Source organism: Streptomyces sp. NPDC054872, from assembly GCF_053610705.1.
In genome coordinates this window covers 70,725-86,245 of record NZ_JBSGYY010000001.1, presented here as the reverse complement: position 1 = coordinate 86,245, position 15,521 = coordinate 70,725, and the positions used below count along the sequence as shown (strand labels likewise).

14 protein-coding genes are annotated in these 15,521 nt (G+C 70.7%); 11 read left to right on the top strand and 3 right to left on the bottom strand.

Going from position 1 to position 15,521, the window contains the following annotated elements:
- Positions 1-6 precede the first annotated feature (6 nt).
- The 10 genes from hpnE to ACWGIH_RS00320 all read left to right on the top strand — a co-directional run bounded on the left by hpnE (position 7) and on the right by ACWGIH_RS00320 (position 11,701).
- A complete protein-coding gene (gene hpnE / locus ACWGIH_RS00365; RefSeq protein WP_453447372.1) occupies positions 7-1,419 on the top strand; it encodes a hydroxysqualene dehydroxylase HpnE in 1,413 nt (470 codons plus the stop codon).
- The gene (locus ACWGIH_RS00360) at positions 1,416-2,546 is read left to right on the top strand and encodes a polyprenyl synthetase family protein (protein WP_453447373.1); all 1,131 of its coding nucleotides are present in this window, start codon (positions 1,416-1,418) and stop codon (positions 2,544-2,546) included. The genes hpnE and ACWGIH_RS00360 overlap by 4 nt, the downstream gene beginning before the upstream one ends.
- 103 nt (positions 2,547-2,649) lie before the next feature.
- On the top strand, positions 2,650-4,647 hold the full coding sequence (shc, locus tag ACWGIH_RS00355) for a squalene--hopene cyclase (RefSeq protein WP_453447374.1): 1,998 nt from the start codon (positions 2,650-2,652) through the stop codon (positions 4,645-4,647).
- Positions 4,647-5,297 carry a phosphorylase family protein gene (locus ACWGIH_RS00350; protein WP_453447376.1) on the top strand — a complete coding sequence of 217 codons (651 nt, stop codon included), beginning with the start codon at positions 4,647-4,649 and terminating at the stop codon, positions 5,295-5,297. The genes shc and ACWGIH_RS00350 overlap by 1 nt, the downstream gene beginning before the upstream one ends.
- A 5-nt stretch (positions 5,298-5,302) precedes the next feature.
- The gene (gene hpnH / locus ACWGIH_RS00345) at positions 5,303-6,328 is read left to right on the top strand and encodes an adenosyl-hopene transferase HpnH (protein ID WP_453447377.1); all 1,026 of its coding nucleotides are present in this window, start codon (positions 5,303-5,305) and stop codon (positions 6,326-6,328) included.
- 4 nt (positions 6,329-6,332) lie between these two features.
- Positions 6,333-7,499 (top strand): flavodoxin-dependent (E)-4-hydroxy-3-methylbut-2-enyl-diphosphate synthase, encoded by a 1,167-nt coding sequence (gene ispG / locus ACWGIH_RS00340; RefSeq protein WP_453447378.1) that lies wholly within the window; start codon positions 6,333-6,335, stop codon positions 7,497-7,499.
- 24 nt (positions 7,500-7,523) lie between these two features.
- A complete protein-coding gene (gene dxs / locus ACWGIH_RS00335) occupies positions 7,524-9,431 on the top strand; it encodes a 1-deoxy-D-xylulose-5-phosphate synthase (RefSeq protein WP_453447380.1) in 1,908 nt (635 codons plus the stop codon).
- Positions 9,428-10,813, top strand: coding sequence for an aspartate aminotransferase family protein (locus tag ACWGIH_RS00330; protein ID WP_453447382.1), 1,386 nt, complete (start codon positions 9,428-9,430; stop codon positions 10,811-10,813). The genes dxs and ACWGIH_RS00330 overlap by 4 nt, the downstream gene beginning before the upstream one ends.
- A 73-nt stretch (positions 10,814-10,886) precedes the next feature.
- Positions 10,887-11,528, top strand: a complete 642-nt coding sequence (locus ACWGIH_RS00325; protein ID WP_453447384.1) for a helix-turn-helix domain-containing protein — start codon at positions 10,887-10,889, stop codon at positions 11,526-11,528.
- Positions 11,529-11,584: 56 nt separating this feature from the next.
- Entirely contained in the window at positions 11,585-11,701 is a 117-nt protein-coding gene (locus ACWGIH_RS00320; protein ID WP_453447482.1) for a DUF6126 family protein, read from the top strand.
- A gap of 21 nt (positions 11,702-11,722) precedes the next feature.
- Here ACWGIH_RS00320 and ACWGIH_RS00315 read toward each other — a convergent pair whose 3' ends face one another.
- Positions 11,723-12,544, bottom strand: a complete 822-nt coding sequence (locus tag ACWGIH_RS00315; protein WP_453447386.1) for a tyrosine-protein phosphatase — start codon at positions 12,542-12,544, stop codon at positions 11,723-11,725.
- 251 nt (positions 12,545-12,795) lie between these two features.
- On the opposite strand from ACWGIH_RS00315, the gene ACWGIH_RS00310 reads away from it, so the two are divergent.
- On the top strand, positions 12,796-13,614 hold the full coding sequence (locus ACWGIH_RS00310) for an SGNH/GDSL hydrolase family protein (protein WP_453447387.1): 819 nt from the start codon (positions 12,796-12,798) through the stop codon (positions 13,612-13,614).
- Here the strand turns inward: ACWGIH_RS00310 and ACWGIH_RS00305 are convergent.
- Together ACWGIH_RS00305 and ACWGIH_RS00300 are read right to left on the bottom strand one after the other, a co-directional pair.
- Positions 13,598-14,236, bottom strand: a complete 639-nt coding sequence (locus ACWGIH_RS00305; protein WP_453447389.1) for a TetR/AcrR family transcriptional regulator — start codon at positions 14,234-14,236, stop codon at positions 13,598-13,600. The genes ACWGIH_RS00310 and ACWGIH_RS00305 overlap by 17 nt on opposite strands.
- Positions 14,237-14,260: 24 nt before the next feature.
- A complete protein-coding gene (locus ACWGIH_RS00300; RefSeq protein WP_453447391.1) occupies positions 14,261-15,493 on the bottom strand; it encodes a Glu/Leu/Phe/Val dehydrogenase dimerization domain-containing protein in 1,233 nt (410 codons plus the stop codon).
- Positions 15,494-15,521: the final 28 nt, after the last annotated feature.

The window sequence follows — 15,521 nt, the reverse complement described above, 5'->3', positions numbered from 1 at the left end:
AAGCGCATGAGCGACGACGACACGCGGTCGGCCACGGAGGCCGACGGCAACGTGGGCCGCGGGGCCGCCGTGGTGGTCGGCGGCGGTCTCGCCGGCATCACCGCGGCGCTGTCCCTCGCCGACGCGGGCCTGCGTGTGACGCTGCTCGAAGGACGGCCGCGCCTCGGCGGGCTCGCCTTCTCCTTCAAGCGCGGCGACCTGACCGTCGACAACGGCCAGCACGTCTACCTGCGCTGCTGCACCGCCTACCGCTGGTTCCTCGACCGCGTCGACGGCGCGGACCTCGCGCCCCTGCAGGAACGTCTCGACGTGCCCGTACTCGACGCCGACCGGAACCGGCTCGGACGTCTGCGCCGCACCGCGCTGCCCGTGCCGCTGCACCTGGCGGCGAGCCTCGCCACGTACCCGCATCTGTCGCTCGCGGAGCGCGCCAACGTGGGGCGCGCCGCGCTCGCCCTCAAGGGACTCGACCCAACCGACCCCAAGCTGGACGGCAAGGACTTCGGCAGCTGGCTCGCCGAGCACGGCCAGTCGGCGCGCGCCATCGAGGCGCTGTGGGACCTGGTCGGCGTGGCCACGCTGAACGCCGTCGCGGGGGACTCCTCGCTGGGGCTCGCGGCGATGGTCTTCAAGACCGGGCTGCTCTCGCAGCCGGGCGCCGCCGACATCGGCTGGGCACATGTGCCCCTCGGTGATCTCCATGACACGCTCGCCCGCAAGGCGCTCGACTCCGCGGGCGTGCGAACCGAACTGAGGACACGAGTCACCTCCATCTCCCGTACGGATAACGGAGGTTGGCAGGTCGAAGTTCCCGGCGAGATGATCGCGGCGGAGACCGTCGTGCTCGCGGTGCCGCAGCACGAGGCCCACGATCTGCTCCCGGACGGCGCCCTCGACGAGCCCGACCGGCTGCTCGACATCGACACCGCGCCGATCCTCAACATCCACGTCGTGTACGACCGCAAGGTGCTCAAGCGGCCGTTCTTCGCGGCCATCGGCTCGCCCGTGCAGTGGGTCTTCGACCGGACCGACGCCTCCGGGCTCACCGAGGGCCAGTACGTCGCGCTGTCCCAGTCCGCCGCCCAGGACGAGATCGACGCACCCGTCGCCGCGCTGCGCGAGCGCTATCTGCCGGAGCTGGAGCGGCTGCTGCCCGCCGCGCACGGCGCGGAGGTACGGGACTTCTTCGTGACCCGGGAGCGCACGGCGACCTTCGCGCCGACTCCCGGTGTGGGCCGGCTGCGGCCCGGTGCGCGCACCAAGGCTCCCGGCCTGTATCTGGCCGGGGCGTGGACCGCCACGGGGTGGCCCGCGACCATGGAGAGCGCCGTGCGCAGCGGCATCAGTGCCGCCGGGGCCGCTCTCTCCGCTCTCGACCGCCCACGCGATCACCTCTTCGACGTCGAGGAGGCCGCGTGAAGCCAGCCCTTCTAGGGTCAGGTCCCCAGGAACCCAGCACCGGAACAAGAGGAGAGACTGTGCCGACTGTGCCCTCGGCCGAATCGGCTGCCGACACGGTGGACGTGACCTCACTGCTCGAGCGCGGAAGGACGCTGGCAACCCCGGTGCTGCGGTCCGCCGTGGACCGCCTCGCACCGCCCATGGACACCGTCGCCGCCTACCACTTCGGCTGGATCGACGCCGAGGGCAACCCGTCGGACGGCGACGGCGGCAAGGCCGTCCGCCCCGCGCTCGCCCTGCTCTCCGCGGAGGCGGCGGGCGCCGCACCGGAAGTCGGTGTACCCGGAGCTGTCGCCGTCGAACTGGTGCACAACTTCTCGCTGCTGCACGACGACCTGATGGACGGCGACGAGCAGCGCAGGCACCGCGACACGGTGTGGAAGGTGCACGGCCCGGCCCAGGCCATCCTCGTCGGCGACGCCCTCTTCGCGCTCGCCAACGAGATCCTCCTGGAGATCGGCACCGTCGAGGCGGGCCGCGCCACGCGCCGCCTGACCACCGCGACCCGTGCCCTGATCGACGGCCAGGCGCAGGACATCTCCTACGAGCACCGCGAGCGGGTCACCGTCGAGGAGTGCCTGGAGATGGAGGGCAACAAGACCGGCGCCCTGCTCGCCTGCGCGGTCTCCATCGGCGCGGTCCTCGGCGGCGCCGACGACCACACCGCCGACGTCCTGGAGAAGTACGGCTACCACCTCGGCCTCGCCTTCCAGGCCGTGGACGATCTGCTCGGCATCTGGGGCGACCCGGAGTCCACCGGCAAGCAGACCTGGAGCGACCTTCGTCAGCGCAAGAAGTCCCTGCCGGTCGTGGCCGCTCTCGCCGCGGGCGGTCCCGCGTCCGAGCAGCTCGGCGAGCTGCTCGCGGCCGACGCCAAGAGCAACGACTTCGACAGCTTCTCCGAGGAGGAGTTCGCCGCGCGTGCCGCCCTGATCGAGCAGGCGGGCGGGCGCGAGTGGACCGCCGAGGAGGCCCGGCGCCAGCACACCATCGCCATCGAGGCCCTGGACACCGTCCAGATGCCGGTCCGGGTACGGGCGCAGCTCGTCGCGCTCGCCGACTTCGTCGTCGTACGGAAGAGATGATCACTATCGAGCAGATATAGGACTCGCAGTCGCCGGCCGGCGCCCAGCGCGTCGGCCGACGGCGGACCCACAGCAGAGAAGACGACTGCACGAAGGGGAAGCCATGACAGCGACGACCGACGGAAGCACCGGAGCGGTGACGCCCCGCGCAACCTCGGCCAGCCAGCCACTTGACCAGGCCGTCGCGACGGCAGGGCCGCCACGCGACGCCGCCGCGCGTGCCATACGACGCTCCACCGAGTTCCTGCTCGGGCAGCAGGACGCCCAGGGCTGGTGGAAGGGCGACCTCGAGACCAACGTGACGATGGACGCCGAGGATCTGCTGCTCCGTCAGTTCCTGGGGATCCGGGACGAGAGGACCACCCGCGCCGCCGCGCTCTTCATCCGCGGGGAGCAGCGCGAGGACGGCACCTGGGCCACCTTCTTCGGCGGTCCCGGCGAACTCTCCACCACCATCGAGGCGTACGTCGCGCTGCGCCTTGCGGGCGACGCCCCTGACGACCCGCACATGGCGAAGGCCTCCGCCTGGATCCGCGACCAGGGCGGCATCGCCGAGAGCCGTGTCTTCACCCGCATCTGGCTCGCCCTTTTCGGCTGGTGGAAATGGGACGACCTGCCCGAACTCCCGCCGGAGCTCCTCTACTTCCCCAAGTGGCTGCCCCTCAACATCTACGACTTCGGGTGCTGGGCCCGGCAGACGATCGTGCCGCTCACCGTCGTCTCCGCCAAGCGTCCCGTCCGTCCCGCGCCCTTCCCGCTGGACGAGCTGCACAGCGACGTGCGTGTCCCGAATCCGGACAAGCCCCTTGCTCCCCTGGGGAGTTGGGACGGCATCTTCCAGCGCCTCGACAAGGCGCTGCACCTCTACCACAAGGTCGCCCCGCGCAAGGTGCGCAAGGCCGCGATGAACAGTGCCGCCCGCTGGATCATCGAACGCCAGGAGAACGACGGCTGCTGGGGCGGCATCCAGCCGCCCGCCGTCTACTCCGTGATCGCGCTGCATCTGCTCGGCTACGACCTGGAACACCCGGTCCTCAAGGCGGGACTTGCGTCCCTCGACCGGTTCGCGGTGTGGCGTGAGGACGGCGCCCGGATGATCGAGGCGTGTCAGTCGCCGGTCTGGGACACCTGCCTGGCGACCATCGCCCTCGCCGACGCGGGCGTGCCCGCCGACCATCCGCAGCTCGTCAAGGCCGCGGACTGGATGCTCGCCGAGGAGATCGCGCGGCCCGGCGACTGGGCCGTCCGCAGGCCCCAACTGGCCCCCGGCGGGTGGGCGTTCGAGTTCCACAACGACAACTACCCCGACATCGACGACACCGCCGAGGTCATCCTGGCCCTGCGCCGCGTCGACCACCCGGACCGCGCGCGCATGGAGAACGCGATCAGCCGCGGGGTGCGGTGGACCCTGGGCATGCAGTCCAAGAACAACGCCTGGGCCGCCTTCGACGCCGACAACACGAGCCCCTTCCCCAACCGGCTGCCGTTCTGTGACTTCGGGGAGGTCATCGACCCGCCGTCGGCCGACGTCACCGGGCACGTCGTCGAGATGCTCGCCATCGAGGGCAAGGCACACGACCCGCGCACCCGGCGCGGCATCGAGTGGCTGCTCGCCGAACAGGAACCGGACGGCTCCTGGCTCGGCCGGTGGGGCGTCAACTACGTATACGGGACAGGGTCCGTGGTGCCCGCGCTCGCCGCGGCGGGCCTGCCGGGCTCGCACCCCGCGCTGCGCCGCGCCGTCACGTGGGTGGAGTCGGTGCAGAACGACGACGGAGGCTGGGGCGAGGACCTGCGCTCCTACCGCTACGAGGAGTGGCGGGGCCACGGCGTCTCCACCGCCTCGCAGACCGCCTGGGCGCTGCTCGCGCTGCTCGCCGCCGGGGAGCGGGACTCCAAGGCCGTGGAGCGTGGCGTCTCCTGGCTCGCCGAGACACAGCGGGCTGACGGCTCCTGGGACGAGCCGTACTTCACCGGCACCGGCTTCCCCTGGGACTTCTCCATCAACTACCACCTCTACCGGCAGGTGTTCCCGCTCACCGCCCTCGGCCGGTACGTCAACGGGGAGCCGTTCGCCGGCCTCTCCGCCAAGGGGGGTTGATGGAGAGGACCCCGTCCGCGCCGAGCCCCGCACCGCTGCTGATCGCTTGCGCGCTCGGCATCGAGCGCCTCGCCCTGCGCACGGGCGACCGCGGGGGCGCGTACGGGCGGGTCACCGTGCTCCGTACGGGCATGGGCCCCAAGAACGCCGAGCGCGCCGTCACCGGCGCCCTCGGCAAGGAACCGCTGCGCCACGCCGCCGTCGTGGCCACCGGTTTCTGCGCCGGGCTCGCCCCCGGTATGCACCCCGGCGACCTGATCGTCGCCGACCAGACCCGCGGCGCACACGGCCACACGCCCTGCGTCGGCACCGATCTGCTGGTCAAGGAGCTGGAGCGGGCTGTTCCCGGCCGCACCGTGCACACCGGCCCGCTCACCGGATCCGACCACGTCGTCCGTGGACACGAACGTGCCGGCCTGCTCGCCACGGGAGCGATCGCGGTGGACATGGAGTCCGCCGCGACCCTGCACAGCGCGCTGCGGGCGGGAGACCGCCCTGTTGCCGCCGTCCGGGTGGTCGTGGACGCCCCGGAGCACGAACTCGTCCGCATCGGCACGGTACGCGGTGGAATATCGGCCTTCCGTGTTCTTCGTGCTGTGCTTCCCGCATTTTTCGAATGGCACCGTTCTTCTTTGCTCCCTCGGAGGTGAGCCAGATGGCCATGCCGCTGCGCCAGACCATCAAGGTCGCGACGTATCTCTTTGAACAGAAGCTCCGCAAGCGTGAGAAGTTTCCGCTGATCGTCGAGTTGGAGCCGCTCTTCGCGTGCAACCTCGCGTGCGAGGGATGCGGAAAGATCCAGCACCCGGCCGGAGTGCTCAAACAACGCATGCCGGTGGCCCAGGCCGTGGGCGCCGTCCTCGAATCCGGTGCGCCGATGGTGTCCATCGCCGGTGGCGAACCCCTGATGCACCCTCACATCGACGAGATCGTCCGCCAGTTGGTGGCGAAGAAGAAGTACGTCTTCCTCTGCACCAACGCCATGCTGCTGCGCAAGAAGCTGGAGAAGTTCACGCCTTCCCCGTACTTCGCGTTCGCCGTGCACATCGACGGAATGCGGGAGCGGCACGACGAATCCGTCGCGAAGGAGGGTGTGTTCGACGAGGCCGTGGAGGCCATCAAGGAAGCCAAGAGGCGCGGCTTCCGGGTCACCACCAACTCCACCTTCTTCAGCAACGACACACCGCAGAACATCATCGAGGTACTCAACTACCTCAACGACGAGCTGCAGGTCGACGAGATGATGCTGTCGCCCGCGTACGCCTACGAGAAGGCGCCGGATCAGGAGCACTTCCTGGGCGTCGAGCAGACCCGCGAACTCTTCAGGAAGGCGTTCGCGGGCGGCAACAGGCGGCGCTGGCGCCTGAACCACTCGCCGCTGTTCCTCGACTTCCTGGAGGGCAAGGCGGACTTCCCGTGCACCGCGTGGGCGATCCCCAACTACTCGCTCTTCGGCTGGCAGCGCCCCTGCTACCTGATGAGCGACGGGTACGTCCCGACGTACAAGGAGCTCATCGAGGAGACCGACTGGAGCAAGTACGGCCGCGGCAAGGACCCGCGGTGCGCCAACTGCATGGCGCACTGCGGCTACGAGCCGACCGCCGTCCTGGCCACCATGGGCTCCCTCAAGGAGTCCATCCGTGCCGCCCGCGAGACGGTCTCCGCAAACCGCGCGGGGTGACGTCATGACCCCTGGAACGCCTGTCGCACTGGGCCTTCCTGAGCTGCCGGTCCGGCCGGTCGCGGAGCGCCGCCTCTCGCGGCGCATCGAGGTCGGTCCGGTGGCCGTGGGGGGTGGCGCGCCGGTGTCGGTGCAGTCGATGACGACGACGCGTACGTCCGACATCGGTGCGACGCTGCAGCAGATCGCCGAACTCACCGCTTCCGGCTGCCAGATCGTGCGGGTGGCGTGTCCGACGCAGGACGACGCGGATGCCCTCGCGACGATCGCACGCAAGTCGCAGATCCCGGTGATCGCGGACATTCACTTCCAGCCGAAGTACGTGTTCGCGGCGATCGATGCCGGTTGCGCGGCGGTGCGGGTGAATCCGGGCAACATCAAGCAGTTCGACGACAAGGTGCGCGAGATCGCCCGAGCCGCGTCGGCCGCGGGCACGCCGATCCGGATCGGTGTGAACGCGGGTTCCCTGGATGTGCGTCTCCTCAAGAAGTACGGCAAGGCGACCCCGGAGGCGCTGGTCGAGTCGGCCCTGTGGGAGGCGTCGCTCTTCGAGGAGCACGGCTTCCGGGACATCAAGATCTCGGTCAAGCACAACGACCCGGTGGTCATGGTCAACGCCTACCGGCAGTTGGCCGCGGCCTGCGACTATCCGCTGCACCTCGGCGTGACCGAGGCCGGCCCCGCCTTCCAGGGCACGATCAAGTCGGCGGTCGCGTTCGGCGCGCTGCTCTCCGAGGGCATCGGCGACACCATCCGCGTCTCGCTCTCGGCTCCGCCGGTGGAGGAGATCAAGGTCGGCATCCAGATCCTGGAGTCGCTGAACCTGCGCCAACGCCGCCTGGAGATCGTCTCCTGCCCGTCCTGCGGGCGGGCCCAGGTCGACGTCTACAAGCTGGCCGAAGAGGTCACCGCGGGCCTGGACGGCATGGAAGTGCCGCTGCGTGTCGCCGTCATGGGGTGCGTCGTGAACGGGCCGGGGGAGGCCCGTGAGGCGGATCTGGGCGTCGCGTCCGGCAACGGCAAGGGGCAGATCTTCGTCAAGGGCGAGGTCGTCAAGACCGTCCCCGAGTCGAAGATCGTGGAGACCCTCATCGAAGAGGCGATGAAGATCGCCGAACAGATGCAGGACGACGGCGTCACCTCAGGGGTGCCGGACGTCACCGTGAGCTGAGTTCAACCAGAGAGGGGGCCGAGCATGACCATTCTGGAATCCATCCGGGGGCCGCGTGACCTGAAGGCGCTGACCGAGGAAGAGCTCGACGAACTGGCCGAGGAGATCCGGGAGTTCCTGGTGCACGCGGTCGCCAGAACCGGGGGTCACCTCGGCCCCAATCTGGGGGTGGTGGAACTCTCCATCGCCCTTCACCGGGTCTTCGAGTCGCCGGTCGACCGCATCGTGTGGGACACCGGTCACCAGAGCTACGTGCACAAACTCCTGACCGGCCGACAGGACTTCTCCAAGCTGCGCGGCAAAGGCGGCCTGTCCGGCTACCCCTCGCGGGCGGAGTCCGAGCACGACATCGTCGAGAACAGCCACGCGTCGACGGCGCTCGGCTGGGCCGACGGCCTGGCCAAGGCGCGCCAGGTCCTGGGGGAGCGGGGCCATGTCGTCGGCGTCATCGGCGACGGCGCGCTGACCGGCGGCATGGCATGGGAGGCGCTCAACAACATCGCGGCCGCGAAGGACCGGCCGTTGATCATCGTCGTCAACGACAACGAGCGTTCGTACGCCCCCACCATCGGCGGACTCGCCGACCACCTCGCCACGCTCCGCACGACCGACAGCTACGAACAGGTCCTGGCCTGGGGCAAGGACATACTCCAGCGCACACCCGTCGTCGGGCACACGCTGTACGAGTCGCTGCACGGCGCCAAGAAGGGGTTCAAGGACGCCTTCGCGCCGCAGGGCATGTTCGAGGACCTGGGCCTGAAGTACGTCGGGCCGATCGACGGGCACGACACCGGTGCCGTGGAGTCGGCACTGCGACGTGCGAAACGCTTCCACGGCCCCGTGATCGTCCACTGCCTCACCGAGAAGGGCCGCGGCTACGAACCCGCGCTCGCCGACGAGGCCGACCGCTTCCACACGGTCGGGGTGATGAACCCGCTGACCTGCGAGCCGCTCGCCCCCTCCAACGGCCCCTCCTGGACCTCGGTGTTCGGCGACGAGATCGTCCGCATCGGTGCCGAGCGGGAAGACGTGGTCGCGATCACCGCGGCCATGCTGGGCCCGGTCGGCCTGACGAAGTTCGCCCAGTCCTACCCCGACCGGGTGTGGGACGTCGGCATCGCGGAACAGCACGCCACCGTGTCGGCCGCCGGACTCGCGACAGGAGGCCTGCACCCCGTCGTCGCCGTCTACGCCACCTTCCTCAACCGGGCCTTCGACCAGCTTCTGATGGACGTCGCGCTGCACGAGTGCGGTGTCACCTTCGTCCTGGACCGGGCCGGCGTCACAGGTGTCGACGGGGCCTCGCACAACGGCATGTGGGACATGTCGATCCTCCAGGTCGTGCCGGGCCTGCGGATCGCAGCGCCGCGCGACGCCGACCAACTGCGCGCGCAGCTGCGAGAGGCGGTGGCAGTGGACGACGCGCCGACGCTGCTTCGCTTCCCCAAGGAGTCGGTGGGGCCCGCCATTCCCGCGGTGGACCGGATCGGCGGCATGGACGTACTGAGCCAGGACCCCCAAGGCAATCAAGGAAGCCAAGTCGCCGGCGCGGACGTGCTGTTGGTGGCGATCGGCGTGATGGCGCCCGTCTGCCTGCAGGCGGCGGAGCTGCTGCGCGAGCGGGGCCTGACCTGCACCGTGGTCGACCCGCGCTGGGTCAAGCCGGTCGACGCCGAGCTGCCCGCACTCGCCGCGCGGCACCGGGTCGTGGGGGTCGTGGAGGACAACAGCCGGGCATCCGGGGTCGGCGCGGCGATCGCCCTCGCCCTTGGCGATGCCGAAGTCGACGTCCCCATAAGGCGGTTCGGCATCCCCGAGCAGTTCCTCGCGCACGCGAAACGGGCCGAGGTACTCGCGGACATCGGGCTCACCCCCGTCGAGATCGCGGGGCGGATCAGTGCCACACTGGCAGCCAAGGAGCACGGAGCATGACCAAGGAGTTCGACCTCGGCAGACTCCTCGCCGAGCGGGGCGCCGAGCGCTACGAACTGCATGCGCGGCATCTGAACCATCAGCTGCCGCGCATGCTGCACACCATCGGCTTCGACAAGGTCTACGAACGGGCCGAGGGCGCGTACTTCTGGGACGCGGAAGGCAACGACTACCTCGACATGCTCGCGGGCTTCGGGGTGATGGGCCTGGGCCGCCACCACCCCGTCGTACGCAAGGCGCTGCACGACGTCCTGGACGCCTCGCTCGCCGACCTGACGCGCTTCGACTGCCAGCCGCTGCCCGGCCTGCTCGCCGAGAAGCTGCTCACCCACAGCCCGCACCTGGACCGGGTCTTCTTCGGCAACAGCGGCACGGAGGCCGTCGAGACGGCGCTGAAGTTCGCGCGGTACGCGACGGGCAGGCCGAGGGTGCTCTACTGCACGCACGCCTTCCACGGCCTGACCACCGGCTCGCTCTCGGTCAACGGCGAGTCGGGCTTCCGGGACGGGTTCGCGCCCCTGCTGCCCGACACCGCCGTCCCGCTCGGCGACCTGGACGCCCTGCGCGCGGAGCTGGCCAAGGGGGACGTGGCCGGGCTCATCGTGGAGCCCATCCAGGGCAAGGGCGTGCACGAGACGCCGCCCGGCTATCTGCTCGCCGCCCAGGAGCTGCTGCGCAGGCACAAGGCGCTGCTCATCGCCGACGAGGTGCAGACGGGCCTCGGCAGGACGGGTGACTTCTACGCCTACCAGCACGAGGAAGGCGTCGAGCCCGACCTGGTGTGCGTCGCGAAGGCGCTGTCCGGCGGCTATGTGCCGGTGGGCGCGACCCTGGGCAAGGACTGGATCTTCAAGAAGGTCTACTCGTCGATGGACCGGGTGCTCGTGCACTCGGCGAGCTTCGGGTCCAACGCGCAGGCCATGGCGGCGGGGCTCGCGGTCCTGGCCGTCATGGAGGACGAGAAGATCGTCGAGAACGCGCGCGTGACCGGTGAACTCCTGAAGACGCGGCTCGGCGCACTCGTCGACCGCTACGAGCTCCTGAGCGAGGTACGCGGCCGGGGCCTGATGGTCGGCATCGAGTTCGGGCGCCCCAAGTCACTGAAGCTGCGCGGCCGTTGGACCATGCTGCAGGCGGCGCGGAAGGGGCTCTTCGCGCAGATGGTCGTCGTGCCGCTGCTGCAGAAGCACCGCATCCTCACCCAGGTCTCCGGCGACCATCTGGAGGTCATCAAACTGATCCCGCCGTTGACCGTCGGGGAGCGTGAGGTCGACCGGTTCGTGGAGGCCTTCACCGCCGTGATGGACGAGGCGCACAGCGGGGGCGGGCTGATGTGGGACTTCGGCAGGACACTGGTGAAACAGGCGGTCGCGAACCGCTGAACCCGGGGCTCCAGGGCTTTGCCTCTGAGGCAAGAAAGTTGCCTCGGGGGCAAGAGCCTGGCTCAATCAAGGTATGAGCAATGCCGAGCCAGAACCGCTCGACCCGGAGGCCGCCGAGGCTCTGCCCGCCGTCGCCCCGCAACTGCGTGAGCTGCGACGCCGTGCCGCGCTGACGCTGGAGGCCGCGGCCCGCACCGCCGGGCTCTCGCCCGCCCATCTCTCCCGCCTGGAGACCGGGCAGCGCCAGCCGTCGCTGCCGATGCTGCTCGCCCTCGCCCGAACCTACGGTACGACGGTCTCGGAGCTCCTCGGCGAGAAGCCCGCCGACCGGGACGCGATCGTCCGCGCCTCGGACATGGAACCGACGCGGGCGGGCGGCTGGACCTACTGGCAGGCGGGCGCGCAGGCCCGGGGCATGCAGGCACTGCGGGTGCACGTGCCGCACGGGGCGCAGGGCGACATCGTGCGCGTCCACCCCGGCGAGGAGTGGCTGTACGTCCTTCAGGGGCGCCTTCGGCTGCGGCTCGGCGACACCACGTACACGCTCGAACCGGGGGACAGCGCGCACTTCGACTCGCTGACCCCGCACCGGATCGCCGCAGCCGACCACCTCGGCACTGACCTTCTCTTCGTCCACACCCTGCTGCAGAGCCCCGCCACCGCGCTGTGCCTCGGCGGGGCCCCGCACAGCCCCACCCCGGGAGACACGCGATGACGGAACCCGAAGAGCGGCAGCCCGAGCAGGCCGCCCCCGCCAAGAAGGCCATGTCCATGGAGGAGAAGTTCCCCCGCGGGCTCTGGATCCGGCTGATCGTCTACGTGGCCGTGGGCCACGTGTTCGCGGCCTTCATCTACCTGCTGTTCACGCTGGGCGCGCAGAACCAGTGACGGTGAGGCCGGCGGGGAGCGTCAGTCCAGGAGGTGTTCGCGCAGCCGCTCACGGGTCGCGGGGGCCAGCTCGAGCCCCTCGGCGAGGTAGGTCTCCGTGTCGCCCCAGGTCTGCTCGATCGTGTCGAAGGCCGCGGCCAGATATTCGGCACGGGCCTCGAAGAGCGGGCTGAGCAGCTGCATGACCTCGGGGGACATCGCGCCCGGGGAGCTGTCGCTGCGGCGCACCTTGTAGCGGCGGTGGGTGGCGTTCGACTCCAGGTAGTCCGCCTCGATGGCGTCGCGCTCGACGCCGACGGCAAGAAGCGTGACGGCTATCGAGAGGCCCGCGCGGTCCTTGCCCGCCGCGCAGTGCATCAGGGCGGGCACGCTGTCCGCGGCCATCTCGTGCAGCACCCGGCTGTGCTCGGCGGTGCGGTCCCTGATGATCTCGCGGTACGTGTCGGAGAGGCGCCCCGCGGCCTGCCCTTCGGAGAGCGCCGCGCGCAGCTGGTCCAGGTCGCCGTCGCGGACCATCGTCCAGAACTCGGCGCCGTGGGCCGGGTCGGTCAGCGGCAGGTTCACGTTGCGTACGCCGGGCAGCTCGACGTCAGGGCCTTCAAGCCGCTGGTCGGCCGCGTTGCGGAAGTCGTAGATCGTGTGCAGGCCCAGGGTGGAGAGGAAGGCGGCGTCGGACGCGGTGGCATGCGCGAGGTGACCGCTGCGGAAGAGCCGGCCGTGGCGGACCCGGCGGCCGTCCACGGTCGGAAGCCCGCCCACGTCACGGAAGTTGCGGACTCCGGCCAGCTCGGGCTCCGCCTGCTCGGTCGTCGTCAGCTCTGTCGGCGGGACCTGCTGCGTCACGGGGGCTCCTCCGGTCCGGGCGCCGGCGCGACTCGCCGGTCGGGGTGGGACTTCGACCATACGACACGGGTACCTGAGGCAATCACTGCCGGTGCGTGAGCGTTGCCTCACAGGTGAACGCCCTCATGACGGCGACGCGTTGTCCGTCTATTCCTGGCTTGGACGAAACTTGACCGGTGGCTTATCTCACCCCCCGTCAACCCCTCCCTACGGTGGCGTAGGTCACTTGGTGAGGTGAAAGATGTGACGACGTGAGAGCAGAGTCGACAACCTTCATTCCTGACACATTCACCTCCTACGCAGCGGTCGGCGACAGCTTCACCGAAGGCGTGGGGGACCCCGGTCCCGACGGCGCGTTCGTCGGCTGGGCCGACCGCCTTGCGGTGCTGCTCGACGACCGGCAGCCGGAGCACACCTTCCGGTACGCCAACCTCGCCGTGCGCGGCAAGCTGCTCGACCAGGTCGTCGCGGACCAGGTGCCCCTGGCCAAGGAGCTGGGCCCCGACTTCCTGACGTTCTGCGCGGGCGGCAACGACATCATCCGGCCCGGCACCGACCCGGACGAGGTCGCCGAGCGGTTCGAGCGGGCCGTCGTCGACCTCACGTCGTCGGTCGGCACGGTCATGGTGACCACCGGGTTCGACACCCGCGGGGTACCGGTCCTCAAGCACCTGCGCGGCAAGATCGCCACGTACAACGGCCATGTCCGCGCGATCGCCGACCGTTACGGCTGCCCGGTCCTCGACCTGTGGTCCCTCAAGACCATCCAGGACCGCCGTGCCTGGGACGGCGACCGCCTGCACCTCTCCGCCGAGGGCCACACCCGTGTGGCGCTGCGCGCGGCCCAGGTCCTGGGCCTCGAGGTCCCCGCGGATCCGGACCAGCCGTGGCCGCCGGAGCCGCCGCGCGGCACGCTGGAGGTGCGGCGCGACGACATCAACTGGGCGCGCGAGTACCTGGTTCCGTGGTTCGGGCGGCGGCTGCGCGGGGAGTCGTCGGGGGACCATGTGGAGGCCAAGGGGAGCGTGGACCCCTACACCGTCAGGATGCACATCAAGTCGGCGTCCTGAAGGGGGCGGCCGCGGAGGGCGACTCGGCCGGGGACAGGCCCAGTTCACGGACCAGGGCCTCGTCCACCCACGCCAGCATGCGGGCGCGGGGCAGCGCGCCCTCGTAGGCCGTCATCTGCACCGCGAGGCCGTCGAGCAGGGCCGTCAGGCGCAGGGCCGTGGCCCGGGGGTCCGCGCAGGTGAACTCGCCCGCTGCGACGCCCTCTCCGATGACCTCCGCGAGGGCGGCCTTCCACCGCTGGTCCAGGTCGCGCGTCACCGTGCGCAGGGCGGGCTCGCGCAGTGCGGCGGACCAGCCCTCGATCCAGAGGCGCCAGCCCTTGGCCCGGCTGGTGGGGGCGTACCACCGGACGGCGGCACGGAGGCGGCGCAGGGCCGTGGTGCGGCGGCCCAGGAGGGCGCGCAGATGCGCCAGATCGGCCTCCGCGGCGTGCGCGAAGGCCGCAGCCAGCAGCTTCTCCTTCGTGGAGAAGTGGTACAGGACCAGCGCGTTGCTCACCCCGAGCGCAGCGGCCACGTCCGCGATGCGTACGGCCGCCACACCGCGCACCTCGATCTGTTCGACGGTGGCGGCGAGCAGCTCCGCCCGCCGGTCCGCCACGCTCAACCGCACTCTCGCCACGCCGGGCAGCCTACCCACCTCCGGCTACGCGTTCGCGTACCAGCCGAAGCGCTCCCCGATCACCGGCAGCCGGTCGGCGACCAGCGCGTGGGCGGCCGCGCGCGGCGTCGTGCCGTCCGCTTCGGCGCGCCGCAGCATCACTTCGACGAGGGCCCGCATCGAGCGGCGCGTGTACGCGAAGGCCTCGTCGGCGTCGGGGCCGATGTCACCGAAGAGCGTCCACCACCACCAGGCGTTGGTACCGGAGTTGACGACGACGTCCGGCAGGACGGTGATGCCCCGCTGGGCGAGAAGACGCTCCGCCTCCGGCAGCACCGGCATGTTGGCCGCCTCGGCCACCCAACGGGCCGTGATCCGCGCCTGGTTGGTCCGGTCGATGGCGTACGACACCGCCGCGGGGACCAGGATCTCCGCCTCCGTGGACAGCCAGGCCTCGCCCGGGAGTTCGCGGTCGCCGGGCCGCAGGGCGGAGCGATCCACCGTGCCGTGCGCGTCCCTTGCGGCGAGCAGTGCCTCCACGTCGAGCCCCGCCGGGTTGGCGATCGTGCCCTTGATGTCGGCGACGGCCACGAGCGTCAGGCCCGCGCGCGTGAGGAACCGTGCGGTCGCGCCGCCCATGGTGCCGAGGCCCTGTACGGCCACGCGCGCGCCCGCGTGCGCGTGGCCCGCCCGGTCGAGGGCCGCGAGAACCGCTTCGGCGACGCCGTGGCCGCCGACCAGCTCGGCGAGGCCGATCCCGTCGACCTCCACGGCGAACGCGTCCGCCAGGCGCTCCCGGGCCGCCGTCTCGTCGTCCAGGAGGGGATAGACGGCCTGGACGGAAGAGATCAGGCCTGCTTCCGCCGCGGCCTCGTCGACCAGGTCCTGGGTCAGCCCCAGGTCCTCGCCCGTCGTCCAGGAGCTCTCGACGTACGGGCGCATCGCCCGCAGATAGCGGACCAGGACGCCGTACGCCTCCGGGGCGCGCGGATCGCAGTCGATGCCGCCCTTGGCTCCGCCGAGCGGGATGTAGCGGGCGCTGGGGTCGTAGTGCAGGGCCTCCTTCATCGTCATCCCGCGGGCAAGGCCCGTGACCTCGTCGAGCGTGCAGCCGGGGCGCATCCGCAGGCCGCCGCTGCAGACACCGCGTACGAGGCGGTCGATGACCAGGAAGCCCCGGTGGCCGGTGATGTGGTCGGTCCAGGTGAGGGAGAGGAGGGGCGTGCGGGGCGCGGAGGCGGTGGCGGGGACGGCGGGCGGCGCCGGAACTGGGGGCATGGAGCGTCCTCCTACTGAATGGTGGATC